Origin of the sequence: Hymenobacter arizonensis, from assembly GCF_900115775.1 — a bacterium.
Taxonomy (GTDB): domain Bacteria; phylum Bacteroidota; class Bacteroidia; order Cytophagales; family Hymenobacteraceae; genus Hymenobacter; species Hymenobacter arizonensis.
In genome coordinates this window covers 335,903-353,440 of the sequence record NZ_FOXS01000001.1, presented here as the reverse complement: position 1 = coordinate 353,440, position 17,538 = coordinate 335,903, and the positions used below count along the sequence as shown (strand labels likewise).

General features: G+C 59.2%; 12 protein-coding genes. 4 read left to right on the top strand and 8 right to left on the bottom strand.

Annotated features, from left to right (window positions below; translation table 11 throughout):
• Positions 1-147: 147 nt before the first annotated feature.
• From BMZ66_RS01470 to BMZ66_RS01435, 8 genes are all read right to left on the bottom strand, one after another.
• Positions 148-3,804: a DUF8693 domain-containing protein gene (locus tag BMZ66_RS01470; RefSeq protein WP_177204550.1), complete on the bottom strand. Its 3,657-nt coding sequence runs from the start codon at positions 3,802-3,804 to the stop codon at positions 148-150.
• Between the two features lie 464 nt (positions 3,805-4,268).
• Complete coding sequence (locus tag BMZ66_RS01465) at positions 4,269-7,412, bottom strand: efflux RND transporter permease subunit (protein ID WP_092668243.1); 3,144 nt, start codon at positions 7,410-7,412, stop codon at positions 4,269-4,271.
• A gap of 153 nt (positions 7,413-7,565) precedes the next feature.
• Positions 7,566-8,645 carry an efflux RND transporter periplasmic adaptor subunit gene (locus tag BMZ66_RS01460; RefSeq protein WP_092668241.1) on the bottom strand — a complete coding sequence of 360 codons (1,080 nt, stop codon included), beginning with the start codon at positions 8,643-8,645 and terminating at the stop codon, positions 7,566-7,568.
• A 111-nt stretch (positions 8,646-8,756) separates the two neighbouring features.
• Complete coding sequence (locus BMZ66_RS01455) at positions 8,757-10,046, bottom strand: TolC family protein (protein WP_177204549.1); 1,290 nt, start codon at positions 10,044-10,046, stop codon at positions 8,757-8,759.
• Positions 10,047-10,179: 133 nt separating this feature from the next.
• Positions 10,180-11,547 (bottom strand): sensor histidine kinase, encoded by a 1,368-nt coding sequence (locus tag BMZ66_RS01450; RefSeq protein ID WP_092668237.1) that lies wholly within the window; start codon positions 11,545-11,547, stop codon positions 10,180-10,182.
• A 164-nt stretch (positions 11,548-11,711) separates the two neighbouring features.
• Positions 11,712-12,395 (bottom strand): response regulator transcription factor, encoded by a 684-nt coding sequence (locus BMZ66_RS01445; protein ID WP_092668235.1) that lies wholly within the window; start codon positions 12,393-12,395, stop codon positions 11,712-11,714.
• A gap of 143 nt (positions 12,396-12,538) precedes the next feature.
• A complete protein-coding gene (locus BMZ66_RS01440) occupies positions 12,539-13,354 on the bottom strand; it encodes a DUF937 domain-containing protein (RefSeq protein ID WP_092668229.1) in 816 nt (271 codons plus the stop codon).
• A 308-nt stretch (positions 13,355-13,662) separates the two neighbouring features.
• Positions 13,663-14,001: a tetratricopeptide repeat protein gene (locus BMZ66_RS01435; protein WP_092670184.1), complete on the bottom strand. Its 339-nt coding sequence runs from the start codon at positions 13,999-14,001 to the stop codon at positions 13,663-13,665.
• A gap of 154 nt (positions 14,002-14,155) precedes the next feature.
• Between BMZ66_RS01435 and BMZ66_RS01430 the strand changes: the two genes are divergently transcribed.
• The 4 genes from BMZ66_RS01430 to BMZ66_RS01415 all read left to right on the top strand — a co-directional run bounded on the left by BMZ66_RS01430 (position 14,156) and on the right by BMZ66_RS01415 (position 17,519).
• On the top strand, positions 14,156-14,893 hold the full coding sequence (locus BMZ66_RS01430; RefSeq protein WP_092668227.1) for an electron transfer flavoprotein subunit beta/FixA family protein: 738 nt from the start codon (positions 14,156-14,158) through the stop codon (positions 14,891-14,893).
• Between the two features lie 141 nt (positions 14,894-15,034).
• Positions 15,035-16,012, top strand: coding sequence for an electron transfer flavoprotein subunit alpha/FixB family protein (locus BMZ66_RS01425; protein WP_092668225.1), 978 nt, complete (start codon positions 15,035-15,037; stop codon positions 16,010-16,012).
• A 211-nt stretch (positions 16,013-16,223) separates the two neighbouring features.
• Positions 16,224-16,859 (top strand): bifunctional nuclease family protein, encoded by a 636-nt coding sequence (locus tag BMZ66_RS01420; protein ID WP_092670182.1) that lies wholly within the window; start codon positions 16,224-16,226, stop codon positions 16,857-16,859.
• Between the two features lie 117 nt (positions 16,860-16,976).
• Positions 16,977-17,519, top strand: coding sequence for a YfiT family bacillithiol transferase (locus BMZ66_RS01415; RefSeq protein ID WP_092668223.1), 543 nt, complete (start codon positions 16,977-16,979; stop codon positions 17,517-17,519).
• Positions 17,520-17,538: the final 19 nt, after the last annotated feature.

Sequence of the window (17,538 nt, the reverse complement as noted above, 5' to 3'; positions counted from 1 at the left end):
AGGAAGATGAGCAGCGCAAGCACAGTGGCGGGTACCAGCCCGCCAATAATTATACCAGCCAAAGGTTTCTGGGTTTAGGAGCCGGTGCCCGTATTGAATGCCGCTGTAACCAAGCCGGTCCTAACCGTGAGGGCCGCACCAACTCCCCTATTTTACCACGAGGCGGCGGCTTAAGGGCCCGGCGGCTGTTGGAATCTGCACGATGTAGATGCCGGGCGCTAGCCCAGCCAGCTCGATTTCAAATCCTTCACTGCTTGGAGTGCATCTGCTGGCCGGCAACATCTGGCCCAATGCGTTCATAACTTTTATTCCACCAGTAGCTGCGCTGCGCAAGGCCGGGGGTAGCAGCAAGGTAGCCCGGTCGTGGGCCGGGTTCGGATACAGGCTCACAAGCTCCGACAAGGCCGCTGGAGCCGTTGCCAGCACCACGCCTTGCCTAGTGAAGTTCACCGCATAGCGGCTTACGAGCGTGTTGGCGGCTAGCACAATGGTCGTGACTGGCGCGGCTGCTAAATCCGTGTATCGTCCCGTTGCCGTGTCGTGCAGGTAGGCGTGATAACCGGCAGGTAGGTCGGCTAGGGTTTCGGTCCGCAGCTGGTACGTGCCCGCGGCCGCCGCCCGGAGGCGTAGGGGCACCACGACATCGGCTCCCGTTAGTGCGGGCAAGCCATTGATGCCATAAGTAGAACCAGCGCCTGAAGAAGTCAGGCTCAGCAGCTGGCCACCGCTGGGCAAGGCGGTAGCATCGTAAGCAGCATCGGGGCCCGCAGTGGCTCCGGCCTGAAAATAGATGGCCGTTTCGTGGGCCTGGCTGCCGCTGGCATCGCGCAGGGCCAGGGTAAGCCGGGGGCGGGTGTCGGGCTGGGCCCGTTGCACGGTAGGCGCCATGGGTGAAGTCAGCAGTTGGTCGAGGCTAAAGCCAATGCTGCCCGGGTTGTCGGGCTCACGGGCACGCACGAAAAAGCCCTGACCTACCGGCACAATGGGTCCGCCACCATTGATGCTAATGCCGGGGTTGCCATCGGTGCCCGGCAGGTAGCTGGCGTACGTACCCGTGTACTGCCCGCTGCTCGTGAAAACGTACAAGGCTGGATTCACTCCCACGAAATTGGTGGTATCTGCAGCCAGCACGTCCCAATCGAGCGGAGCCGCGTAGGGATTGCCCAAAAATTGCCAGCCGGAGCTTTCCGTACTGTCACGGTCGAAGCTGTGAATTATAAGTGGGCCGTTCTGCGCCACTCCGGTAAAACTAAGGGTATTGTTGCCCAGCATATTTACCGTCAGGCCCCGGCCTGGCCGCGCAAAGTTGGTCAGTGCGAATGGTGAGCGCCAGCCATTGTCGAACCCGGGAGCTGCCCACGGCACCCGGCCTACAGATTCCTGAGCGTAGGTGAACACCGTAGGAAAAGGCGTTACGCTGGGCCCAATCGTATTGTAGTTAATGTTAACGACCGGGGTAAACGTGCTGGTAGCCATCCGGCCGATAGTAGCCAGACTGCCCGTTACCGGCGGGGTCAGGTGGCGGTAGCCCAGGCCGGGATTGCGGCTGCCATCCACGTACACCTGCACCGTGACGTTGCCAGTATAGCGCCCGAGGGTGCGCACCCGGCCCGGACCAGGAACCACGGGGGTCAGGATGGCCTGCTGGCCCAGCGTAGAGCGCAGGGTAAGCTGGGCATTGGTTTGAATCAGCCCGTAATTCTCTATTTGGCTCAAAATCTGCACCGGGCAGTTCAGGGCAAGCGTTTCACGCGAGTCGCTCAACCGCAGAATGCCCACCGCCACAGCGCTGGCCCCGGTAATAATGTGCCGGCCCAGCGGTGGGTACACCGTGGAGTCGCGGTCGAACACAAGCCCACCCCGCCCGGCAAAACTCAGGGTCGCGGCACCGGCCCGTAAGCTGCCCAGCAGGTGGAGCTCGGCTCCGTTGCCCACTGTCAGCGCCGTGCCGGCATCGAGCAGCAAGCCGGCATTCAGCGCCGAGCTGTGGTCGAGCACCGTTAGCCGCCCCCCGGGCACAGTGGCGGTGCCGGCCGCCAGCACAAGGGCCGTGGCGGGCGCCGCCGCCGGTGCCGGCTGCACCACGGGTTGCAGGCTCACCCGGAGGCTGCCCCCGGCCGCTATGGTCAGGCGGGCTTGGGGCGCAAGCGTGAGCTGCTCCACGGCTGCCTTCCCACTCAGAGTGGGCGCAAACGGCGTACCGGCCGGCACGATTACCGTGGCGGTGGCCATGGGAACCACGCCGCTGCTCCAGTTGCCAGGAGTATTCCAGTTGGTGCTGAGGGTGCCCAGCCAGGTTCCGCCAGAGGCGGGCGGCGTGGGCGGGGAGAAAGTAGCAGTAGTGCCCTGGCTCAGGTTGTAGTAGGAACCCGAAGGGGTGGTCAGCAGCTTCACAGCCCGCACCATGTAGCAGGACATTCCGTTGAGCGGGGCCGGGTCGGTGAAGGTGGTAGTACCGGAGGCTACGGCCTGGGCCGAAATCCGAAAAAACGGGCCGGCGGGGGTGCGCGCCCGGTACACGTAGTACCCTTCGCTGGCATCGGCGCTGCCGGTCCAGCTCAGCATGGCCGCACCGCTGGCCGCACTGGCGGTAAGGTTACCGGCCGGGGCCAGCGGGTGCAGCCGCAGGGTAGGGTCGCCCATCAGGGCAGTGTGGATGCCGTTTTGCCCAAAGCCACTGGCAAAGTCGTTGGTGGGCTGGCTCCGGCGGGTGCAGTAGCCCAGGGTTTCGCCCAGGCCCATAAAGTGAAAAGCCCAGTCTGGGCGGCCGGCCCAGCAGCTGGCCAGGGTATAGCCCTCGGCGGCTAGCGCGGCCCGCATAAAATTATCGGGGTTGTCCCAATCACCGAAATAGCTGCCAAACAGCATATTGAACACGCTCTGCACGGGCCCGCTGGCGAAGTCTGCCGTGCTACCCACTCCTCCCATGCTGGTGTAGCCCGACGGCCCACACGCATACGACCACAGGTAACTGTCCGTGCGCGTACTGCTGAAATAATGCGCAGCCACCACGTCATTGGGGCCAATGCCAAACATCGGCGCAAAGTTGCGCCAGCCGTTGTTGGCGAAATCCTCCCCTGTCGAAAGGCCGAATTGGTCGTCCACCAACCCCCGCTGGGCCACGTTCCACTGTTTGTGCCGGAACTGGTGGTCTTTCCGCAGGTAGCGCCGCAGCAGTTCCCGCTCGGGCAGGGCGAAAGCCGGCAGACGGCTCAGGTCTACCCGGCCCACCATCAGCTGAGGCGCGCGGGGCAGGATAGAATGGTCAAATTTGCCATCGCCGGGCACGTTGCGGTTTTCGGGCCGGCTGGCACTGACCGTATTTACATGCGCATCGGTCCAGGTGCTGGTCATGTCGCCGTAGTACACGTCCGCCGGCCAGGCCCCGTAGTGGTCGGAGTGGGCATCGGGGTTGAGGGCCCCGGAATAGGGCACCGCTACGTGGCCCAGTATGAATACGGCTTGCACCTGCAGCGGGTCGGCCTGGTAGTCGGCCTGAATCAGGGCTCTTACCTGCGGCGGGGTGAGCGTAGGAGCCACATCGTGACGCACTACCAGCCAGCCATCGCCCACCAGGTCGGCCTGCAGCTGTTCCAAATCCGGCGCCAGGTAGGCGGCATGGGTATTGTCGACCAGCAGCACCAGGGTGCCCCGGCGCTCCTGGGCCGCCACGTTAATGCCGGCTAACATGAAACCTTCGGCACTGCCATGGCTACTGTATTTGCTCACGCGGTACTCGTAAGCTCCACCCACCAGCGCGGTAGTATCGGTGTATTCCTGTAGAGTGCCGCCGACGTTCGTCAAGCTGGCCAGTGCTACGGAACTACTGTTAAAAAAGGATGCGCCTTTGTTCCAACGGCGTACGTCGTAACTGCTAGCCAAAGGGTCAGGCTTCCATTTTAGCTTAATAAAGGCTGGGGCCGTCTGTACCTCCGCCATCAGTTCCATTCGGGCAGATGCTGGAATACCCTGTGCCCCGGCGTCCTGCTTTGGAACCAACGCCAGCGCAATAATAGCCCACGATAAGAATTGCCAAGCTCGTGCTCTACGCTCCTGCGCAGACCATTTAAATTGAAACAGTCTGCTCACGAAAGAAGTCTATTAACTGGTAGAAGTAGATATAGAGCCTAAAAGTACGGTTCGTATTTATGAATTTAAATTTTTGCATGAAGGAATTTGCAAAGAGGCGCTGCAGCAAGTCAGCGCCTCTTTGTTTGTTATCCTGAGTATGACCTAATTCATAACTCCATTAGCTGCTAAGCAAAGAATTACGCGCCCACCAGCACCGGCTGTTGCTCTTGCATTTCGGGCGTGGGGCCGTCCTGATGCATTTCGCGGTAGAAGAAGGCAAAAATGAGCGGGAAGATGAGCAGCGTGAGCACCGTGGCCGACACCAGCCCGCCAATCACCACAATGGCCAGCGGCTTCTGGGTTTCGGAGCCGATGCCCGTGCTGAGCGCGGCCGGAAACAAGCCTATCATGGCCATGAGGGCCGTCATCACCACGGGGCGCACGCGGGAGGCCACGCCTTCGCTCAGTGCTTGATTCAGTGGCAGTTTTCGGCGCAGGTTCTGCTTAAATACCGTGATGAGAATTACCCCGTTCTGAATACAAATGCCGAACAATGCAATGAAGCCGATACCCGCCGAGATGCTGAAGTTGACGCCCGTGAGGTGGAGCGCTACAATACCACCAATGAGGGCGAAGGGCACGTTGATAAGCACCAAGCCCGCGTCTTTGCCGTTGCCGAAAGTCATAAACAGCAGCATGAAGATGATGACCAGCGCCACCGGCACCATCTGGGTGAGGCGCTTGGTGGCCCGCACCTGGTTCTCAAATTCGCCGGCCCAGGTAATACTGTAGCCCTTGGGCAAGTGAATCTGCTTCTCGACTTTCTCCTGGGCTTCGGCGATGGTGGAACCCATGTCGCGGTCGCGGATAGAGAACTTCACGGCGATGAAGCGCAGGCCGCCATCGTGGTACACCGAGGCCGGGCCGTTCATGGTGCGGATGTCGGCTATTTCCTTCAGAGCAACTTTGGTACCGCGGAGGGTGGGCACGCGCAGCTCCCCTATTTCGTCTTCGCTGCTGCGGTAAGCTTTGGGGTAGCGAATGCGAATGTCAAACTTGCGGTCGCCTTCGAAGAGCTGGCTGGCAGCCTTGCCGCCAATGGCCATTTCCACCACGGCCTGGGCGTCGGCGGCGGCCACGCCGTAGGTGGCCATGCGGTTCTGGTCGAGCATCACGCTCATTTCGGGCTGGCCCAGGTTGCGCAGAATGCCCAGGTCTTTCACGCCGCGCACGGTGTTCAGGATGGCAGCCACCGAGTCGGCCTTGGCGTTAATCTGCTTGAGGTCGTTGCCGAAAATCTTCACGGCCAGCGAGGCGTTGATGCCCGCCACGGCCTCGGCCACGTTGTCGATGATGGGCTGCGAGTAGTTATAAATCACGCCCGGGTACTGACGCAGTTTGGCGTCCATTTCGTCAATCAGCTGCTCTTTCGTGATTTTGCGCTTCCATTCTTCCTGCGGCTTCAGGTTTACCTGGCACTGCACGTAGAACATGCCCGAGGGGTCGGTGCCGTCATTCGAGCGGCCGGTCTGGCTCAACACGCCATTTACTTCCGGGAAGGAGCCGAGGATGCGCCGGAACTCGCCCACCTGCTTGGTAGTGGCCGTGAGCGACGACGACATGGGCAGTTTGGCTTCCACCCACAGGGCGCCCTCGTTCAGCTCGGGCAGAAACTCGCTGCCCAGGAAGGTGTACGAATACAGCGTGACGCCCAACACGGTGAAGGCCGTAATCAAACTCAGCTTGCGATTGGCCAGCGTGAAGGCAAAGCCCTTTACCACAATGTTATCGAAGAAGTTGACAATGGGGTTGTTCTTTTCCCGCACGTTCTTGTTCAGCAAGATGCTGGCCAGCACCGGCACCAGCGTGAGCGTGAGCAGCAGAGCACCCACCAGCGCAAAGCCCAGCGTGTAGGCCAGCGGCGAGAACATCTTGCCCTCCACCTTCTCGAACGCGAAAATGGGCAGCAGGCAGGTCAGAATAATGAGCTTGGAAAAGAACACGGCCTTGCCCAATTCGCCGCCGGTTTTCTTGATGAGGCTCATCTTGGCCAGCTTGTTGAAGGCCGGCATGCCCACCTTGTGCGCCTTGTGGTCAAGCACCACGAAGATGCCTTCCACCATCACCACGGCTCCGTCGATGATGATGCCGAAATCGATGGCGCCCATGCTCAATAGGTTGGCGCTCATGCCTTTCATCCGCAGGCAGATGAAAGCAAACAGCAATGCCAGCGGCACCACCAAGCCCACAATGAGCGTGGTGCGCCAGTCGGCCATGAACAGGAACACAATCAGCGTGACGAGCACAATGCCCTCGATGAGGTTGTGAATCACGGTGGTGGTGCACTTGTCCATCAGCACGTCGCGGTCGTAGAACGTCACCAGTTTTACGCCGGCGGGCAACACCTTGGTGTTCAGCTCCGCAATCTTGGCTTTCACGCGGCCCAGCACCTCGGCCGGGTTTTCGCCCTTGCGCATAATCACGATGCCTTCCACCACGTCGTCCTGCTCGTTGAGGCCGGCCTGGCCCACGCGGGGCAGGTAGCCCTCGGCCACCTGGGCCACGTGGCGCACCAGAATGGGCGTGCCGTTCACGTGGTCGACGATGACGTTGCCGATTTCCGTGGGGTTGTTCAGCAGGCCGATACCGCGCACCACGTAGGCTTGGCCGTTTTTCTCAATCACGTCGCCGCCCACGTTCACGTTGCTTTTGCGCACGGCCTCAAACACTTCCAGCGGCGTCAGGCCGTATTTCTCGAGTTGGGCGGGCTCCACCGTAATTTCATACACCTTCTTGGTGCCGCCAAAGGCGGCGATATCGGCTACGCCTTCCACGCTTTTCAAGGCGCGCTCCACCACCCAGTCTTGCAGGGCCAGCAGCTCGTTGGTGTTACGGCCGGCGCCTTGCACGGTGTAACGGAAAATCTCGCCGGTGGGGCCGTAAGGCGGTTGCACGTGGTTTTCGCAGTCGGGCGGCAGGGCCACGCCGGCCAGCAAGTTGTTTACCTGCTGCCGGGCGAAGAAGTCCTCCACGTCGTCGTCGAAGTTGATTTTCAGCACCGACAAGCCGAACATGCTGATAGAGCGCATATTGCTCTTCTTCTGCACCGAGTTCATGGCCACCTCAATGGGCGTGCTCACAAACCGCTCCACCTCCTCGGCCGAGCGGCCCGGCCACTGGCTCACGATGATAATCTGGGTGTTAGTAACGTCCGGAAACGCCTCAATCGGCGTGTGCAAGTAGCTGTACACGCCGCCCACCACCAGCAGCGCCGTCATGAAAAAGACGATAAAGCGGTTCTTGAGCGAAAAGGCAACAATGCCGGTAATAAGCTTATTCATTATTCATTTAACAATTAGCATTTATCAATTAACAACTCATAATCAACCTCTATCATTTGATTTTCACTAGCCAAGAGCGCAGCAGTTCGCGACTGGCCCAACCTTTGAGACTGCTTGAAAATGTTAAATGATAAATGTTAATTGTTAAATGAATTAGTCATTCAACTCGTCGTAAATCAGCAATTGCTCTTTGGCAATAACTACCTCGCCTGGTTTCAGCCCCTCGTTCACGTAGCTATAGTCGCCCACGGTTTTGAGGATGGTGACGGGGCGCGTTTCCACGTGCTGCCGGTCTTTGTACACCAGCACGAAGTTGCGGTCCTTGTCGAATATCACGGACTTGGCCGGCACGGTCAGCATCTGGTTGGCCTCGGTGTTTTCGATGCGCACCTGGGCGTACATTTCGGGCTTGAGCAGGTAGCCGGGGTTTTCCAGGCGCACGCGCACTTTCATCACCTTGCTGCTGGGGTCCAGCACGTTGAACACCTTGTCGACTTTGCCGCGGAAGTGCTTGTCGGGGTAGGCCAGCGTGGTCACTTCGGCGTCGTAGCCCACTTTCACCTTGGCAATGTCAGTCTCAAACACGTTAGCCATCACCCACACCTGGTCGAGGTTGGCGATGGTGAAAAAGTGGTCCACGTTGGAGTCGGTGTACTGCATGCTCTCGGTCACGTTCTTCTCCGTGATGAAGCCGGAAATCGGCGCCTTGATGGCGTATCGGCCGTCCGCCGTCACGCCGTAGATGCCGAGCTGCTTGCGGCTCTTGTTAGCGTTGCCGGCGGCCCGGCGCGCTTCTTCCCGGGCCAGCACCACGTCGCGCTCCGATGCCAGGCCCGCAGCAAACTGGTCTTCGGCCACGGCCAGGTTCTTTTGGGCGATGGCCAAGTCGGTGCCCGCCGAGCTGCTCTGGTTCTGCACGTCGGCAATCTCGCCGCTGCGCACAATGGCCAGCAGCTGGCCCTTGGTCACGTGGTCGCCCAGCTCCACTTTCAGGTTCTCCACCACGCCGCCCACCAGCGGAAACACCTTGGCCGTTTGGTCGCCGTTGCTCACCACCTGCCCCGAAAACATCAGCTCGCTCCGCACGGGCCGCAGGCGCACCGTATCGAGCTCCATTTGCTTCACCATCGTGTCGGAGAGCTTGAAGGCCGGCTTTTGCTCTTCGGCAATTTCAGTCTTTTGGCAGCTGACCAAAACCACTGCGGCCAGCAGGCCCAGGGAGAGATTTTTCATGTTATTAAGAAGTAATCTAGCGGTTGCTAGCCGCTGGCTTTTGATAAAAATTGAAAGGCCCCGACATGGACCCACCCTAGCCTGCCAACAACTGCAGGCAGTCGCCAAATGCTATTCGGCCTTGAATACCGGCTTGCCCACCACAAAATTGAGTTGCTCGAATGCACGCACACGGTTGGCCCGCAGCGCGTTGAGTTGCACTAGCGTATTTTTATAAGACTCGAAAAAGTCCAGGTATTCCACCACGGTTAGCAAGCGCTTGGCGTAGCTCTGCTCAATGCCCGCCATCAGACGCTCGAAAGGAGCGGTGTCGCGGTTGGTGCTCTGAAACAGCTGGTCGTTGCGAGCCGCCAGCTGATAGGCTTGGCGTACTTCGCTTTGCACTTGCAGCTGCTGATGGTCAACGAGCAGTTTGCTGCCCGCAACCTGGCCTTTAGCAGCCTGAATGTTGCCTTGGTTGCGATTGAAGACTGGCAACGCCACGCCCAGCGTAAGCGCATGGTAGTTATTGATATAAGAGCCTGCCCGGTCGTAAGAGTACCCCACGGCCACGTCCGGCGTCACCAGCTTTTGCTGCAAGCGCAGGTTCAGGTTTTGCTGTTCCAGCGAAGCACGGCGTGCGTTCAAGTCGGTACGCAGCACTTGAGCGGTGTCTACGAGCTGCTGCTCGGCAAAACCATTCAGCGACAAGTCGCGGACGCGGGCCAGGCTCACCACCGGCGCATATTGCACGCCCGAAGGGTCGCGCAGCAGCACGTGCAGGTCGGTTTGCTCGGCGGCCATTTCCGCCAGAATGGCCTGCTGCTCACTTTGCAGCGTAAACAGAAACGCCCGTAGCCGAATCACTTCTTTCAGGGCAATGTTGCCTTTCTCAAACTGTGTTTGATACAAGCCCACCGTCCGGGTCAGCGACTTGATTTCGGCATCGTAGACCTTCAGGGTTTGCTGTTTAAAAAACAGGTCGTAGTAGGAGGTGCGCAGCTGGTAGCGCAAGTTGCGCAGCAGGTCCTGCAAGTTGTATTGCTCTACCACGGCCCCCTGCTCAGCTACTTTGCCCGCTGCCTTGCGCCGGCCGGCCAGCGACACCAGTTGTTGAACGCTAAATATCATCTCGCTGCCCGGCGTGCCCTCCGGCACTTCGGGCCGCAGCACCTTGCGGCGCAACACATCCTGCTCTACATAAACGGTGGGGTTGTCGAGCAGGCGCGCCTGCACAGCCTGTGCCTGGGCCAGGCTCACGTTGTACTGGTGCGCCAGCAGCGACAAATTGTTTTCCAGAAACCGCTGCTCGGCTTCGGGCAGGGTGAGGCGTACGGTGTCAGGCACTACGCCCCCCGCTTGGGCTCGGGCAACAGAAAGCGAGGCGGCCAGCAGGCCAAAACTCAACAGTAAACGAAGCATGAATAGAGGAAAGCAGCTTGTAATTCTACAAACCTCCCCCCCGCGCATTAGGCTGGTATTAGAATGGCATTAGAAACGGATTAGAACGCCCGAATTCGCTGTTAAAAACATATTTTTTGTACTTAACGATGGCTTATTGTCGAAACGTAATTTCGGCCACCGTGCCCACGCCTGCTTTGGAACGCAATTCCAAAAGCCCTCCGTGCAGTTCCACAATGCGGCGTGCCAGCGGCAGCCCCACCCCGTGGCCCACAACGCTGCGGGCGCTATGGGAACGGAAAAAGGGCTGGAACACGTGAGGCAAGTCTTGCTCGGCAATGCCCTGGCCTTCGTCTTCTACCACTACCTGCCAGCTGCCGGGCTGGAAGCGAAGGCGCAGCTGCACGCACTGCCCCTGTGCAGAGTACTTCAACGCGTTGTCTACCAAGTTGCCAATGGCCCGCGTCAGGAGCGCCCGGTGGCCGCGAATTTCCAGTTGGGCGGGGTCGTCGGGCAAGTTGCCCAAGTCTATCTGCACGCGGGTGCGGAGGTCGGGGGCCACGCCCTCGCGCACGTCCAACAGCAGCTCATCCAGGCGAATGTCTTCGTTCAGGGCCGTGCCCCCATCGGCCTGGGCCATTTCCAGCAAGCTGTTGATGAGCGCCTTGAGCTGCTGCAGCTCGCCCAGCACCGAGGCTACACCTTCGCGATAATCTTCCGGGCTGCGCTCGCGGGCCAGCAGCACCTGCAACTCGCCAATGCTTGCCGTAAGGGGCGTGCGTAGCTCATGCGAGGCGTTGCTCACAAAGGTGCGCTGCCCGTCAAATCTCGTTTCGAGCCGCTCCAGCAGCCGGTTGAAGGTGCGGGCCAGGCGGGTCAGGTCGTCTTGAGTGCTGGCGCGCAGTTTGCCTTCGTCCACGCGCACGTGCAGGTCATTGGCCGTGATGCGGTCCACTTGGTCGTTGATGGCCGCAATGGGCGCCAGGGCCCGCCCGGCAAACACCCGCCCAACAAAGTACATGGCAACCAGGCTAAGCACAAAAATCCCCGCCATCACAGAGCCCACGTACCGTAGCCGCTTGTGAGCGGCCACGTTTTCGGCGGCGGCCACTATCACATAATTGCCTTGGTTGTCCTGATAAAACAGGCCCACCGCCTGCCGTGGGCCCAAGGTAAACTCCAGCTCCTTGTTGGCAACTATGCTGGCCAGGATGTGGTCGGGCAACTGCACCCGCTCGTCTTCGGCCACAAAGCGCACGTTGCCGGCGGCGTCGTACACCTGCAGAATTTCATTGCTCAGCGACTGCAGGTATTTCTTTTCGAAACTGCGGAAAGCTCCGGCCTGCAGCTCATCCTTTTCAAGGAAAATGTAGCCCGTGACCAAGGCCCGCTCGCGCAGGCGCTGTCCAAACTCGCGGTGGGCATAGTCTATTTGCAGCAAAAAAACCACCAAGAGCGCCCCAAACAGCAACACGGCCACCATGGCCATAAAGAGTAGCGTGATTCGATTGCGAAGCGTCATTACCAGCAAGTAACTACAGTTGTGGATGGGTTGCCGCGAGAATAGTCAATTCAGGCGAGGCATGGTCCTGGCTAGCCCGGCGCAGCATCTTGCCCACGCCGCACATTTTTTCGGGGTTTACGCAGCCGTACTTCCGGCGCGTCCTCTCTGCTCGCGGCCGCGGCCTACTCTTCCCGCATCACGTAGCCCATGCCTACCACCGTATGAATGAGTTTTTTGCCGAAGCCTTTGTCCACTTTGTTTCGCAGGTAGTTCACGTACACGTCAATGACGTTAGAGCCCGTATCGAACGATTCTTCCCAGGTGTGTTCGGCTATCTCACTCCGGCTGAGCACCCGGCCCTGGTGGCGCATAAGCAGCTCGAGTAAGTTGAACTCGCGGGCGGTGAGGCGCACGGGCTGGCCGGCGCGGGTCACCGTTTTGGAGGCCATGTTGAGGGTAAGGTCTGCCAGAGTCAGCTGGCTGCCTTTGTCGCCGCCGCGGCTGCGGCGCCGCGTAAGGGCCCGCACCCGGGCGAGCAGTTCTACAAAGTCAAAAGGTTTTACCAAGTAGTCGTCGGCCCCGCCATCGAAACCCACTAGCTTATCCTGGGTGGTGCCCAAGGCAGTGAGCATCAAAATGGGCAGGTCCTGGTCTTGGGCCCGCACGGCTTTGAGTACGTCCAGCCCGCTCTGACCGGGCAGTATCACGTCCAGAATCAGCAGGTCACAGTCGGTGCTCAAAGCCAGCCGCTGCCCAAAATGACCATCGTAGGCGACCTCAACTACGAAGCCTTCCTCCTCCAGTCCGCGTCGGATAAAAGCCGATACCTTGGGCTCGTCTTCCACCAACAGAATTTTCGTTGCCATGCCTGCAAAGGAAGGACACCCAACTCGGAGAAGCTAACCCCCGTCTTGTTCAGGCAGGCCGGGTCAGCGGCACTTGTCACAATGGTTCTATTGGCATGGATGCACAAATTCAACCATCTCCACCCGGTGCCCCGCCCCTTTCTTTACTGCCAACTTAGTTCTTCCGGGAATAGCGGGCCAGTGCCCTCGATGGCGCGGGGTAAGTACCAATCCATCGTGGTTGCTTGGTCAGCTTGCGTGACCACAGGGGCAACTCTGCCAGTGTTCTCAGCGGCCTCGCCGGTCTTCAGGACCAAGCAACACGAAACCAGAAATACACATACTGCAAACGCTGCCAGCGCAGTGAAACCCCGCGGGCTAGCCACACCACTGAAACCACCGTTTATAGGCTCAGCTTTGCGCAGTTCGCTTGGCCATAGTATGCCCGTGAGCCCATGCAGGGCGGCTGGCAGCATGCCCCACACGCGGCTTTGCATTGCAGCCAGCCACACAGCAGCGGCACGGGCATCCAAGTTGCGGTGGGCTACGTGCTGGCCCATTAGTGCCGGGAGCACTGCGCCTACCAACCGGACAAGGACGCCGGCCGATTCGGGCTTCACGCCGGCGTACTGCCCCACAGTGGTGATAACCGCGCCGCTGGAAGCTCCAAATAACATATCGACCAAAGCCTCGCCCTGCAGAAGGGCGCTTCCCGCTGCCGTGCCACCACCAACGACTCCCAGTATGCCCGTCACGCTTCCATAGGTTCCCCTGGCCTGCCCTGCTACGCACTGGCCCAAGTCAAATACCTCCTGGGCCCCTCCCGACTTTGCCTTCTCAATCAGGCCCGCCAGCACCAGCGGCACCAGACCGCCCAGTGCTTCGCCGATGGCACTTTTCCTTTCCCCCAAGCGGGCGGCAACATGGCCCATCAACTCCTGGGAAAACGCATCCTGAAGAGTAGCAAAGAAATTTATCATGGTAGAGATGAAAAGCGAGGCGAGGCCAGCGCCCCCACCCAGTAATTGACATCTTCAAAATAACAACAATATTAAATTTTATGAATATCAATCACGATAAAGAGATGCTTATTGTCGCCTAACATGGGCCGGGGCCAGATGAACGAATGCTCCTTATAGCAGCAGCATTCGGCTTTCTGGCCTCATCCAGTTTCAATCGGCATCGAATCAATCCCCAATTAACCGCAGCATGGCCTGGACTCGCGCAGGCGCTTGGCCAGTGCAGCGCACCGTAGCACCTCCTAACCCGGCTCAGAGTTCGCGCTACGCTAATCATCCTCATAATCCAGGCCCAGGCAATGGTTGAGCGCTTGCAGGAGTTCGCTGGCAGCGTGCTGCTGCCCCGCTTGGCGGGCCACTTTCAGGCCGGTGCGGTAAACTTTTTCGGCCTCGTCCTTCTTATTAAATTGCTCGAGCAGCTTGCCGGCGTGGTAGTATGTACCCACGTAGTCAGGGTGTTCGGCCAATAATTTTTGGTAAAATTCCCAGGCACGCTCGGGCTCGTTGGCCCGGTATTCCGTGGCCAGGGCATATATAGTGAAGGCGTCGGTCGGGTCGTCTTCGTAGAAAGCCAATAACTGCTGCAAACGGGTGGGCGGCGTGTTCATGTGGGCGAGAGTTTTGTTTACCTTTGGGGCAAAATTGCGGTTTTTCCAGCGCATTTCACCCACAGTCTTTCGCTGCCGGAAACCGTTTTGGCCCCATAGGTTGTTATGCATGCAGCCTTTTTTCCTGTATTTCGCTCACCCTAACCCCGTTTAGATGAAGTTTCTGGTTTGTATTTCCAACGTGCCCGACACGACCACCAAAATTACCTTTACGCCCGATAACAAGGAGTTCAACAAGGCAGGGGTGCAGTTCGTGATTAACCCTTGGGACGAATATGCCCTCACCCGTGCCATTGAGCTGAAAGAAGCCGCCGGCGGCACCGTGACCGTGCTCAACGTGGGCGAAGCCGACACCGAGCCCAACATCCGCAAAGCCTTGGCTATTGGGGCCGACGACGCCATTCGCGTGAACGCAGCTCCGAAAGATGCGTTTTTTGTGGCTGAGCAAATCGCCGCCGTGGCCAAAGAAGGCGCTTACGACGTGATTTTGATGGGCAAGGAAAGCATCGACTACAACGGTTTTCAGGTGCACGGCATGGTGGGCGAAATGCTGAGCATTCCCACGGTGGCGCCAGCCATGAAGCTCGACCTGAGCGGCAACACTGCCACGCTGGAGCGCGAAATTGAAGGCGGCAAGGAGATTGTGACCGTGAACACGCCGTTTGTGGCCTCCTGCCAGCAGCCCATGTGCGAGCCCCGCATTCCCAACATGCGCGGCATCATGACGGCCCGCACCAAGCCCCTGAAAGTAATTGAGCCCGTTGGCGAAGCGCCCCGCACCGAGGTTACTGAGTTTATGCTGCCGCCCAAAAAGCAGGGCGTAAAACTCATTCCGGCCGAAACTGCCGGCGACCTGATTAAGCTGCTGCGCAACGAAGCCAAAGTAATTTAATCGTCTGTCATGCTGACGAAGGAAGCATCTTATCACGGCTTCGTCTGTTAGCTCTTTATATACCAAGTAGCGCGAGCGTGATAAGGTCCTTCGACCTCGCTTCATGCGCGACATGCTCAGGATAACAAAACATATAAAATCATGTCAGTACTAGTAGTAGTTGAATGCGCCGACGGCGAAGTAAAAAAGTCTTCGCTTGAAGTGGCCTCTTACGGGGCCGAGGTAGCTGCCATGTTGGGCACTACCGCCACGGCCATTGCCGTGGGCGAAGCCACCGAGGCCAACCTGGCTACGCTAGGCGAGCAGGGCATCACGAAGGTGCTCTACGATGCCGAGCCCCGCTTGAAAGACTTTGTAAATAATGCCTACACCAAGCTCATCGCCACGGCGGCCGAGCAGGAGCAGGCCAAAGTCATTGTGCTGGCCAATTCCAACATTGGCGCGGCCGTGGGCTCGCGCCTGTCGGTGCGGCTGAAGGCCAGCTTGGCTACCAACGTGGTGGAGTTGCCCAAAGTGAACGGTGACCAGTTTGTGGTGCGGCGCGGTGCTTTCTCGGGCAAGGCGTTTTCGGACGTGGTGCTGAGCGGCGACCGCAAAATCATTGCCGTGAAGAAAAACTCGACCGAAGCCAAGCACGAAGCCGGTAAATCGGCTGAGGTGACGAGCTTCTCGGCCCAACTGGCCGACGCTGACTTTGCCGATGCTCCTACGCAGGTAGTGATGCAGGAGCAGACCGGTGGCGTGCTGCTGCCCGAAGCCGAGCTCGTGGTATCTGGTGGCCGTGGCATGAAAGGCCCGGAGAACTGGAGCCTGATTGAGGACCTGGCCAAAGCCTTGGGCGCGGCCACTGCTTGCTCCAAGCCGGTGTCGGACGTCGACTGGCGCCCTCACCACGAGCACGTAGGCCAAACCGGCATCACGGTCTCGCCGAACTTGTACATTGCCTGCGGCATTTCGGGCGCCATCCAGCACTTGGCCGGCGTGAACAGCAGCAAGGTGATTGTGGTCATCAACAAAGACCCGGAAGCTCCTTTCTTTAAGGCAGCCGATTATGGCATCGTGGGCGACGTATTCGACGTGCTGCCCAAACTGACGGCCGCGGTAAAAGAACTGGGCTAAGTTTTTTTGGTTATTTGGGGACTTAGGCGCTTGTTTTCCGTAAGGAAACAGGATGCCTGAGTCCCCAAACCTTTTTAAGGTGGCCGGGCTGAACGCATTTCGGCGGTAGATGGCCGGACTTTTCTTTATTTGCACGTCCATCTACCACATTGTCGCTTTCGGCACGCCGCACCTACATTCCAAGTCCCAAGACACCCACTTCCCCAGTCCCTTGAAAAAAATCCAGCTTGAAATCCTGGGCCTTTCGTCCAGCCAGTCGCAGTCTGGCTCCTTTGCGCTGATTTTGGGCGAAAAGGGTGGCAACCGCCGCCTGCCCATCATCATCGGCATGTTCGAGGCGCAAAGCATCGCCATTCAAATCGAGAAAATCAGCCCCAACCGTCCGCTTACCCACGACCTGTTCAAATCATTTGCCGAGCACGTGCACGTGGTGATTCTGGAGGTGGTGATTTCTGATTTGAAGGAAGGCGTGTTTTACTCGCGCATTGTGTGCTCCGACGGCGCCACGACGTTCGACATCGACGCCCGGCCCTCCGATGCCATTGCCATTGGCCTGCGCTTTGGCGTCCCCATTTTCACCGTTGAAAGCGTGCTCAGCGAAGCCGGCATCATTCTCTCCGACCTCGACGAAGCCGAGGGTGATGCGGATGATGACGAGGACGAAGAAGACGACGAGGATACCGACACCGATTCGCCGCGCGCCAGCCGGGCCCAGCCCGAGCCCCGCGACCCCAGCGGCCAGGTGTCGTTGGACGAGCTGACCAAAATGCTGGCCCAGGCTCTCGAGAAAGAAGACTACGAGAAAGCCGCTAAAATCCGCGACGAATTGAACAAGCGCAACGGCTAAGCGCAGCTTTAGCTAGATTTCGCAGCTTCAACAGCCTGCTGCTGGCAGCAAGCTCATGCGGAATAGAAACGAGGAAGCGCCCTGGTCAAATTGGCCGGGGCGCTTTTATTTGTGCCCATGAACCCAACCAACGAACTGCTCAGCTATCCCATTGGCCACGCCCAACTGCCCGACGGCCCCCTCGCCCCTGCCGAACGCACGGCGCTAATACAGCAAATTGCTGAGCTGCCAACGCAAGTGACAGCGACAGCCAAGGCCGTAGGCGGCGAAGGCCTGGAGCGCCCTTACCGGCCGGGTGGCTGGAGCGGCCGGCAAGTGATTCACCACCTCGCCGACTCGCACATGAACTGCTACTTCCGCTTCCGGCTGGCCCTGACCGAAGCCAACCCCACCGTGCGCCCCTACGAGGAGCAAGCTTGGGCCGAGCTGCCCGATGTAGCCGCTACCCCCATCACCGTTTCCCTGACGCTGCTCGAAGCCCTGCATACGCGCTGGGTCACGCTGCTGCACCACCTCAGCGAGGAGCAGTGGCAGCGCACGTTCTACCACCCTGGCACTAAGCGGGACTTCACGCTGGACCAGGCACTGGCCATGTATGCCTGGCACGGCAACCACCACTTGGCGCACCTGAAACTGCTGCTGCCACAAGAAACGGCGTAGCGCAGCAGCCTCCTGCTTT